An 8,219-nucleotide genomic window follows, 5' to 3' on the forward strand; every position below is an offset into this window, starting at 1 on the left:
CAACGGTTCCAGCTTCGGGCCCCGACGAGGGACTGACGCACCAGCAGTAGAAGTCACGCAACTACTAACGATCAACTACTGGCGCAGGACACTAGCTCCCACCTTCGCCGTGGCCCGCTCGTCCGCGTCCTGCCCGGCCCCGGCCCTCTTGTCCGCGCCCTGCCCGGCCCCGGCCTGTTTCGCCGCGGCCCGTGTCTTGCGGGCGGCCGGCACGATCAGGGGCGTACCCGTCTCGGGGTCGTCGATCACCTGGCAGCTCAGGCCGAAGACCTGCTCGACCAGCTCGGCGGTGACGATCTCCTTCGGAGCGCCCTGTGCGATGACCTTCCCTTCGCGCAGCGCGATGAGGTGGGTGGCGTACCGGGCGGCGTGGTTGAGGTCGTGCAGGACGGCGACGAGGGTGCGGCCCTGCTCCTCGTGCAGTTCCGCGCACAGGTCCAGTACGTCGATCTGGTGCTGGATGTCCAGATAGGTCGTCGGCTCGTCGAGGAGGAGCAGCGGGGTCTCCTGGGCGAGCGCCATGGCGATCCACACGCGCTGCCGCTGCCCGCCGGAGAGTTCGTCGACGTGGCGTTCGCCGAGGTCGGCGATGCCGGTCCGGGCCATCGACTCCTGGACGACCCGCTCGTCCTCGGCGGACCACTGGCGCAGGATGCCCTGGTGCGGATACCGGCCGCGCCCCACCAGGTCGGCGACGGTGATCCCGTCGGGCGCGATCGACGACTGGGGCAGCAGTCCGAGGGTGCGGGCGACCTTCTTGGCGGGCATCGACTGGATGACCTGACCGTCCAGCAGCACCCGCCCCCGGCTGGGCTTCAGCATCCGGGACAGCGCCCGCAGGAGCGTCGACTTGCCGCAGGCGTTCGGGCCGACGATCACGGTGAAGGAGTTGTCCGGTATCTCCACCGACAACTGCTCGGCGATGACACGCTGGTCGTAGGCGAGGGTGACGTCCTCGGCGGACAGTCGGTTCACGATGCTCCTTCGGTTGTTCAGCCCGCCGGTCGGTCGGCCGGCCGGTCCGTTGGCCGGCCGGTCCGTTGGCCGGTCCGTTGGTCGGTCGCCTCATATCCGGCCCGCCCTGCGCTCGGTGACCAGGAGCCACAGCAGGTAGACGCCGCCGAGCACGCCGGTGACCACGCCCACGGGCAACTGGCCGGCCCCGAAGACCCGCTGCGAGATCCAGTCGGAGCCCACCAGCAGGGCGGCCCCCATGCACATCGACGGCACCAGGTTCGGTCCGGGCGAACGGGTCAGCCGCCGGGCGAGTTGCGGTGCGGTGAGCGCGATGAAGCCGACGGGCCCGGAGGCCGCCGTCGCCGACGCGGTGAGCAGGACCGCGGACAGCATCAGCACCAGCCGTACGCGCTCCACCCGGACCCCGAGGGCGTACGACACGTCGTCGCCCATCTCCATCATCCTGAGCCCACGGGAGTTGGCGAGGACCAGCGGTACGAGGAGGGCGCACAGCGCGAGCAGGGGCCAGACCTGGTCCCAGTCACGGCCGTCGAGGGAACCGGTCATCCAGACGACCGACCGGGCCGCGTCCACGATGTCGGACTTGGTGAGCAGATAGCCGTTGACCGCGGTGACGATCGCCGAGACACCGATACCGACCAGGACCAGCCGGTATCCGTGCACCCCCCGCTTCCAGGCGAGCACGTAGATGGCGAACCCGGTCGCCAGTCCGCCGACCAGGGCGCCGAGGGCGACCTGGTCGGCGGTTCCGGAGAACAGCACGATCACCACGAGCGCGCCGGCCGTGGCCCCCTGGCCCAGGCCGAGGACGTCCGGACTGCCCAGCGGGTTGCGGGAGATGGACTGGAACAGCGCACCGGCGAGACCGAGGGAGGCACCGACGAGGAGCCCCACCAGGACCCGGGGCAGCCGCAGTTCGGTGACGATGAATTCCTGGCCCGGGTCGCCCTCGCCCAGCAGCGTCCGGACCACGTCGGCGGCCGGTATCGGGAAGTCGCCGGTGCCGATCAGCACCACGCTCGCGGTGAGCGCGACGAGCAGCAGCAGGGTGCCGACGACGAGAGTACACACGTCCACCCGGAGCGAGAGGCCGCCGGGGGTGCGCACGGCACGGTTGGTCTTCACAGCTGGGCCGTCCTCCGCCGTCGTACGAGATAGATGAACACCGGGCCGCCGATGATCGCGGTGACGATGCCGACCTGGAGCTCGGCGGGCCGGGCCAGGACGCGGCCGATCACATCGGCGCCGAGCAGCAGTACGGGCGACAGGACGGCCGTGTACGGCAGGATCCAGCGCATGTCGGGTCCGGTGAACGAGCGCACCACGTGCGGCACCATCAGGCCGATGAAGGCGATCGGCCCGCAGGCGGCCGTCGCGGCCCCGCACAGCAGGGTCGCGGCGAGCATGGCCAGCCCCCGGGTGCGGTTCAGGTTGGCGCCGAGGGCCTTGGCGGTGTCGTCGCCCATGGCCATGGCGTTCAGCGGCCGGGCGAGCAGCAGCGCCAGTACGAAGCCGGCCAGCAGGAACGGAAGCACCTGCTGGATGACCGAACTGTTCGCCGAGGACAGCGATCCGACCGTCCAGAAGCGCATCCTGCCCAGGGCGGCCTCGTCCAGGATCATGACCGCCTGGAGGTAGCCGAACAGCGCGGCGGTGATCGCGGTGCCGGCGAGCACCAGGCGCACCGGTGTCGCGCTCCGGCTGCCGCCGAGGAACCACACCAGCGCCCCGACCCCCGCCGCTCCGCAGAACGCGAACCACACGTAGCCGGACAGTGAGGTGACGCCGAAGAAGGTGATGGCCGTGACGACCGCCGCGGACGCGCCCGCGTTGATGCCGAGCAGTCCCGGATCGGCCAGCGGATTACGGGTCAGCGCCTGCAGGACCGCTCCCGCCAGGCCGAGCGCGGCGCCAGCGAGCGCACCGAGAACGGTCCGTGACAACCGGTCGGCGACGACGGCGTCGCCGTAGGTGCCCGAATTCTCGAACAGGCCGTGCCAGACCTGTTGCAGGGAGAGGTCCTTCGCCCCGATCGCGATACTCGCCAGCGCGACGAGTACCAGGATCACGGCGGAGAGGAGCAGCCCCAGGACACGGAGCAGCGCCCGGCGGTTCGGATGCGCGGGGGCGGCGTCCGCGCGCTGTTCGGGGGGACTCTCGACCAACACCCGGTTAGGTTAGCCTACCCTCCCATTCGATCACGATTCCTCAGATCCTCGAATCCTCGGATCCTCGGATCGTCGGGCATGCGGGCACTCAGCACTCCTCACAGCCCCAGCCGCGCCAGCGCCTTCCCTCCGTCCAGCCGGCACCCGCCGTCGCCCGCCGCTGTCCACGCCGTCGCACACAACGCCCGCAACCCGTCCAGAGCCGTACCTTCCCCCTCCAGCTCCAGGCGTTCACCGGCCGCCGTCGCCGTCCAGCCACCGCACCGGAATCCGCCGCCGTCCGCCGCGACGACCTCCGGCTGTCCGGTGAGCATCCCGCGCAGGTCGGCGTCGACGAAGGTCGGCCGGTGCTGCGGCGGCGCCGCCAGCAGCTGCGCCCCGTCGGTCACGCCCGTGAGCACCAGCAGGGAGTCGACACCGCCGTTGAACGCGCCCTCGATGTCCGTGTCCAGCCGGTCGCCCACCACCAGCGGCCGCTCGGCGCCCGTCCGCAGGATCGTCTCCCGGTGCATCGGCGGCAGCGGCTTGCCCGCCACCTGCGGCTCGGCGCCCGTCGCGATCCGTACGACCTCCACCGCCGCCCCGTTCCCCGGCGCGATGCCCCGGCCGCTGGGGATCGTCAGATCCGTGTTGGACGCGAACCACGGCACCCCCCGCGCGATCGCGTAGCTCGCCTCCCCGAACCGCCCCCACGGGAAGTCGGGACCGCCGTACCCCTGCACCACCGCCGCCGGGTCGTCGTCCGCCGATTCCACGGGCGTCAGCCCGCGCTCGCTCAGCGCCACCCGCAGGCCCTCGCCCCCGATCACCAGCACCCTGGCCCCCGGCGGCACCTGCTCACTCACCAGCCGCGCGACCGCCTGCGCCGATGTGATCACATCGCCGGCCTCCGTCGGTATCCCCAGCTCCGTCAGATGCGCGGCGACGGTGTCCGGCGTGCGCAGGGCGTTGTTCGTCACGTACGCCAGGCGCATGCCACCGGCGCCGGCCACGGCCAGCGACTCGACCGCGTGGACGATCGCCTTCCCACCCGCGTACACCACACCGTCGAGGTCGAGCAGCGCCGTGTCGTACGCCTCGCTCAGGGCCTGCCCACTGCCCTCGGGCCTCGTCCTGACGCTTCGGCTCATTGTGCATCGCTCCTCGTTCGACGGCTTTCCCCGATCATCCCCCATGCCACCGGCACCCGTACGATGCCTGGATGAAGACTGCAGGTCCCTCGGAAGCGAAGGTGCGCCGAGGCCTGGAACTCACCCCGTTCCGAGGCCTTCGTTACGACCCCGACCGGGTCGGCAGCCTGGCCGCCGTGACATCCCCGCCGTACGACGTCGTCGTCCGCCCGGACGGTCTGCACCACCTGCAGTCCGCCGACCCGTACAACATCGTCCGGCTGATCCTGCCCGAGGCCGCCACCCCCGAAGCCCGTAATGCCCAGGCCGCCGAGACCCTGAACCGCTGGCGGGCCGAGGGCGTCCTGACCACGGACCCCGAGCCCGGTCTCTACGTCTACGAACAGTGTGACGGCGACGGTCTGCTGCAGCGCGGGATCATCGGCGCCCTGCGGGTGTCGGACCCCGACGAGCAGCTGGTCCTGCCGCACGAGGACGTCATGCCGCACATCGTGGCCGACCGCGCGGCCCTGATGCTGGCCACCTCGGCGAACCTCGAGCCCCTGCTGCTGACCTATCCCGGCGGCGGGTCGGCAACCGCCACCGCCGATCTGATCGAGCGCACGGCCAGGACGCCTCCCGTCCTCGCGACCACCACGGAGGACGGCTTCCACCACCGGCTGTGGTCCCTCACCGGCCCCGAGGACCTGGCCACCGTCCGGACCGACCTGTCCGGCCAGCAGGCGCTCATCGCCGACGGTCACCACCGCTGGGCGACCTACCGCCGCCTGCGCGCGCAGCACCCCTCCCCCAGCCCTTGGGACCACGGCCTGGTGCTCCTCGTCGACACGGCCCGCTATCCGCTGCGCGTCCGCGCCATCCACCGCCTGCTGCACGGCCTGCCCGTCACGGACGCGCTGGCCGCCCTCGACGGCCTGTTCCGGGTCCGCCGCATCGATGCCGCGTTGCCGGAGGCCATGGAGGTGCTGGCCGAGGCGGCCGGTGCGGGCAACGCCTTCCTCCTGGCCGGCGACGGCGCCTTCCACCTCGTCGACCGTCCGGACCCGGATCTGCTGGCCCGCACGGTCCCCGCCGACCGCCCGGAAGCCTGGCGCACCCTGGACGCGACGGTCCTGCACTCCACGCTCCTGGGCCAGGTGTGGCACATCCCCGAGGACTCCCCGGCCCACATCGCCTACATCCACGACACGGCCGCGACCGTCGGGAAGGCGGAACGCGACGGCGGTACGGCGGTGCTGATGCATCCGGTCCGCGAGGAGGTCGTCCGCGACCTCGCCCGCCAGGGCGTCACCATGCCCCGCAAGTCGACGTCCTTCGGCCCCAAGCCGGCCTCGGGGCTGGTGCTGCGCGCGTTCGACGCGTGACGCGTCGCCGGTAACGCACGAAGGGGCGGGATCCCCGGTCGGTGAACCGGGAATCCCGCCCCTTCGTGCGTCCGGACGCTCAGGCGCCAGGTGTCAGGCGTCAGTCCTTGTCGACGTCGTTCTCCGCCTTGTCGGTCTCGACCTCGACCTTGTCGGCATCGGCCTTCTCGGCATCGCCGTTGTCCGCGTCCAGGTCCGTGCGCACGTCCTCGACCTCGTCGGCCGAGGTCACGGCACCGGCGTCGGCGTCGGCGTCGTCATGCTCGTCGAGCGCGTCCATGAACTCCACGCCGTCCATCTCGGCCAGCCGGTCCGAGGCGTCGGTGCTGCCGTCCCGGTCGGCCTCCACGGCCTTCGCGAACCACTCCCGCGCCTGGTCCGCCCGTTCGGCGGCGAGAAGCGCGTCGGCGTACGCGTACCGCAGCCGCGCGGTCCACGGCTGCACGGTGTGGGACGCCAGCTCGGAGCTCTGGAGCGTCACGATGGCGGCGTCCAGTTGCCCCAAGTCGCGCCGCGCGCCGGCCGCGACGAGCCGCATCTCGACCTGCCCGGCCTTGTCCAACTTCTGCACCTCGGGGGCGCCGGCCATGTCCAGCGCCTTCTCCGGCCGCCCGAGCCCACGCTCGCAGTCGGCCATGAGGGGCCACAGCTCCGCGGTGCCGGTCATCCTCCGCGCCGCCCTGAACTCGGCCAGTGCCTCGGAGTACTTCTGGTTGGCGTACGCGGCGAAGCCGGCGGCCTCCCGTACGGCGGCGACGCGCGACGCCAGCCGCAGCGCCACCCTGGAGTAGCCGTACGCGCCCTCGGGGTCCTCGTCGATCAGCCGGGCGACCATCACCAGGTTCTTGGCGACATCCTCCGCGAGCGTCTTGGGCAGGCTTTGCAGCTCCTGCCGCACGTCCTTGTCGATCTCCTCGCCCGTGACGTCCTCGGGGATCGGCAGCCGCTTGATGGGCTCCCGGTCGCGCTCGCGCTCCTCGCGGAAGCGGCCGCCACCGTGCCGGTCGTCGCGCCCACGGAACCCACCGGACCGCCCGCCCCGGTCGTCACGGCCACGGTCGTCCCGACCGCGGAAGCCACCGCGCTCGCCGCCGCGGCTGTCACCCCGGCTGTCGTCACGACGGAACCCACCACGGTCACCGCGGTTGTCGTCCCGGCCGCGGTAACCGCCCCGGTCACCGCCACGGCTGTCACCGCGGTTGTCGTCACGGCGGAACCCACCGCGGTCGCCACCACGGCTGTCGTCACGGCGGAAACCACCACGGTCACCGCCACGACTGTCACCACGGCTGTCGTCACGACGGAACCCACCGCGCTCGCCGCCGCGGCTGTCACCCCGGCTGTCGTCACGGCGGAACCCACCACGGTCTCCGCCACGGCTGTCGTCCCGGCCGCGGTAACCGCCCCGGTCACCGCTACGGCTGTCACCGCGGTTGTCGTCACGGCGGAACCCACCACGGTCTCCGCCACGGCTGTCGTCCCGGCGGAAACCACCACGGTCTCCGCCACGGTTGTCGTCCCGGCCGCGGAAACCGCCCCGCTCACCACGGTCGTCACTGCGCCGGTCGTCCCGACGATCATCACGCCGGTCATCGCGGCGGTCGTCCCGCCGGTCGTCGTCGCGACGGAATCCACCGCGGTCTCCGCCACGGCTGTCATCCCGGCCGCGGTAACCACCACGCTCGCCACCACCGCGGTTGTCGTCGCGGCGGAAGCCGCCCCGGTCGTCGCGATCATCACGTCCGCGGAAACCACCACGGTCACCGCGGTTGTCGTCCCGGCCGCGGTAACCGCCCCGGTCACCACCACGGCTGTCACCGCGGTTGTCGTCACGGCGGAACCCACCACGGTCCCCGCCACGGCTGTCGTCACGGCGGAACCCACCACGGTCTCCGCCACGGTTGTCGTCCCGGCCGCGGAAACCGCCCCGCTCACCACGGTCGTCACTGCGCCGGTCGTCCCGACGATCATCACGCCGGTCGTCCCGGCGACCGTGGCCTCGGTCGTCCTCGCGGCGGAAGCCGGAACGCTCACGTCCACCGTCACGGCGGTCGTCCCGACGATCGTCCTTACGGTCGTCCCGGCCGCGGTAACCGCCGCGCTCGCCGCCCCGGTTGTCACCGCGGTTGTCGTCCCGGCCGTGGAAACCGCCCCGCTCCGGCCGGCCGGCACCTCGGTCATCGCGTCGATCGTCCCGACGGAACCCACGGTCGCGGTCTCCGTCCCTCCGGGCTCCATGGTCTCGGTCGCTGGATCGACGCGGGCCGGCGCTCCGCTGGCCGCCTCGGTCCGAACGGTCACCACTGTCCCGTCGCCGCTGGTCGCGCTCCGGTCGGTCGTCGGGAGAGTTGGTGGACATCGATGACTCCTGTCTTCGGTACCGCAAATATTCTCGCGCAGCCGGATATCCGACGCGCTCCAGAAAATAAAAAAGGACCCCTGGTCCCAGCTGAACGCTGGTGACCAGGGGTCCTTCCAAAGATTGTTCGGCGGCGTCCTACTCTCCCACAGGGTCCCCCCTGCAGTACCATCGGCGCTGTAAGGCTTAGCTTCCGGGTTCGAAATGTAACCGGGCGTTT

General features: G+C 71.7%; 7 protein-coding genes and 1 rRNA gene. 2 read left to right on the forward strand and 6 right to left on the reverse strand.

All coding sequences use genetic code 11. The annotated features are described in order from the left end of the window. Positions 1-75: 75 nt before the first annotated feature. The 4 genes from ACIF80_RS37355 to ACIF80_RS37370 all read right to left on the reverse strand — a co-directional run bounded on the left by ACIF80_RS37355 (position 76) and on the right by ACIF80_RS37370 (position 4,276). Positions 76-975 (reverse strand): ABC transporter ATP-binding protein, encoded by a 900-nt coding sequence (locus tag ACIF80_RS37355; RefSeq protein ID WP_399813466.1) that lies wholly within the window; start codon positions 973-975, stop codon positions 76-78. A 90-nt stretch (positions 976-1,065) separates the two neighbouring features. Then, the gene (locus ACIF80_RS37360) at positions 1,066-2,103 is read right to left on the reverse strand and encodes a FecCD family ABC transporter permease (protein WP_399813469.1); all 1,038 of its coding nucleotides are present in this window, start codon (positions 2,101-2,103) and stop codon (positions 1,066-1,068) included. Further along, positions 2,100-3,146: a FecCD family ABC transporter permease gene (locus ACIF80_RS37365; RefSeq protein ID WP_399813470.1), complete on the reverse strand. Its 1,047-nt coding sequence runs from the start codon at positions 3,144-3,146 to the stop codon at positions 2,100-2,102. The genes ACIF80_RS37360 and ACIF80_RS37365 overlap by 4 nt, the downstream gene beginning before the upstream one ends. A gap of 98 nt (positions 3,147-3,244) precedes the next feature. Continuing rightward, positions 3,245-4,276 (reverse strand): HAD hydrolase-like protein, encoded by a 1,032-nt coding sequence (locus tag ACIF80_RS37370; protein ID WP_399813473.1) that lies wholly within the window; start codon positions 4,274-4,276, stop codon positions 3,245-3,247. A 71-nt stretch (positions 4,277-4,347) separates the two neighbouring features. Here ACIF80_RS37370 and ACIF80_RS37375 point away from each other — a divergent pair, with 71 nt between their 5' ends. Beyond that, positions 4,348-5,640 carry a DUF1015 family protein gene (locus ACIF80_RS37375; RefSeq protein WP_399813476.1) on the forward strand — a complete coding sequence of 431 codons (1,293 nt, stop codon included), beginning with the start codon at positions 4,348-4,350 and terminating at the stop codon, positions 5,638-5,640. 100 nt (positions 5,641-5,740) lie between these two features. Here ACIF80_RS37375 and ACIF80_RS37380 read toward each other — a convergent pair whose 3' ends face one another. Continuing rightward, complete coding sequence (locus ACIF80_RS37380) at positions 5,741-6,538, reverse strand: hypothetical protein (protein ID WP_399813478.1); 798 nt, start codon at positions 6,536-6,538, stop codon at positions 5,741-5,743. On the opposite strand from ACIF80_RS37380, the gene ACIF80_RS37385 reads away from it, so the two are divergent. Further along, the gene (locus ACIF80_RS37385; protein ID WP_399813480.1) at positions 6,521-8,005 is read left to right on the forward strand and encodes a hypothetical protein; all 1,485 of its coding nucleotides are present in this window, start codon (positions 6,521-6,523) and stop codon (positions 8,003-8,005) included. The two genes, ACIF80_RS37380 and ACIF80_RS37385, sit on opposite strands and share 18 nt — an antisense overlap. Positions 8,006-8,124: 119 nt before the next feature. On the opposite strand, the gene rrf is transcribed toward ACIF80_RS37385, so the two are convergent. Next, positions 8,125-8,219 (reverse strand): 5S ribosomal RNA (gene rrf / locus ACIF80_RS37390); the annotation flags it as partial.

Source organism: Streptomyces sp. NPDC085927 (assembly GCF_044540975.1).
Lineage (GTDB): Bacteria > Actinomycetota > Actinomycetes > Streptomycetales > Streptomycetaceae > Streptomyces > Streptomyces hirsutus.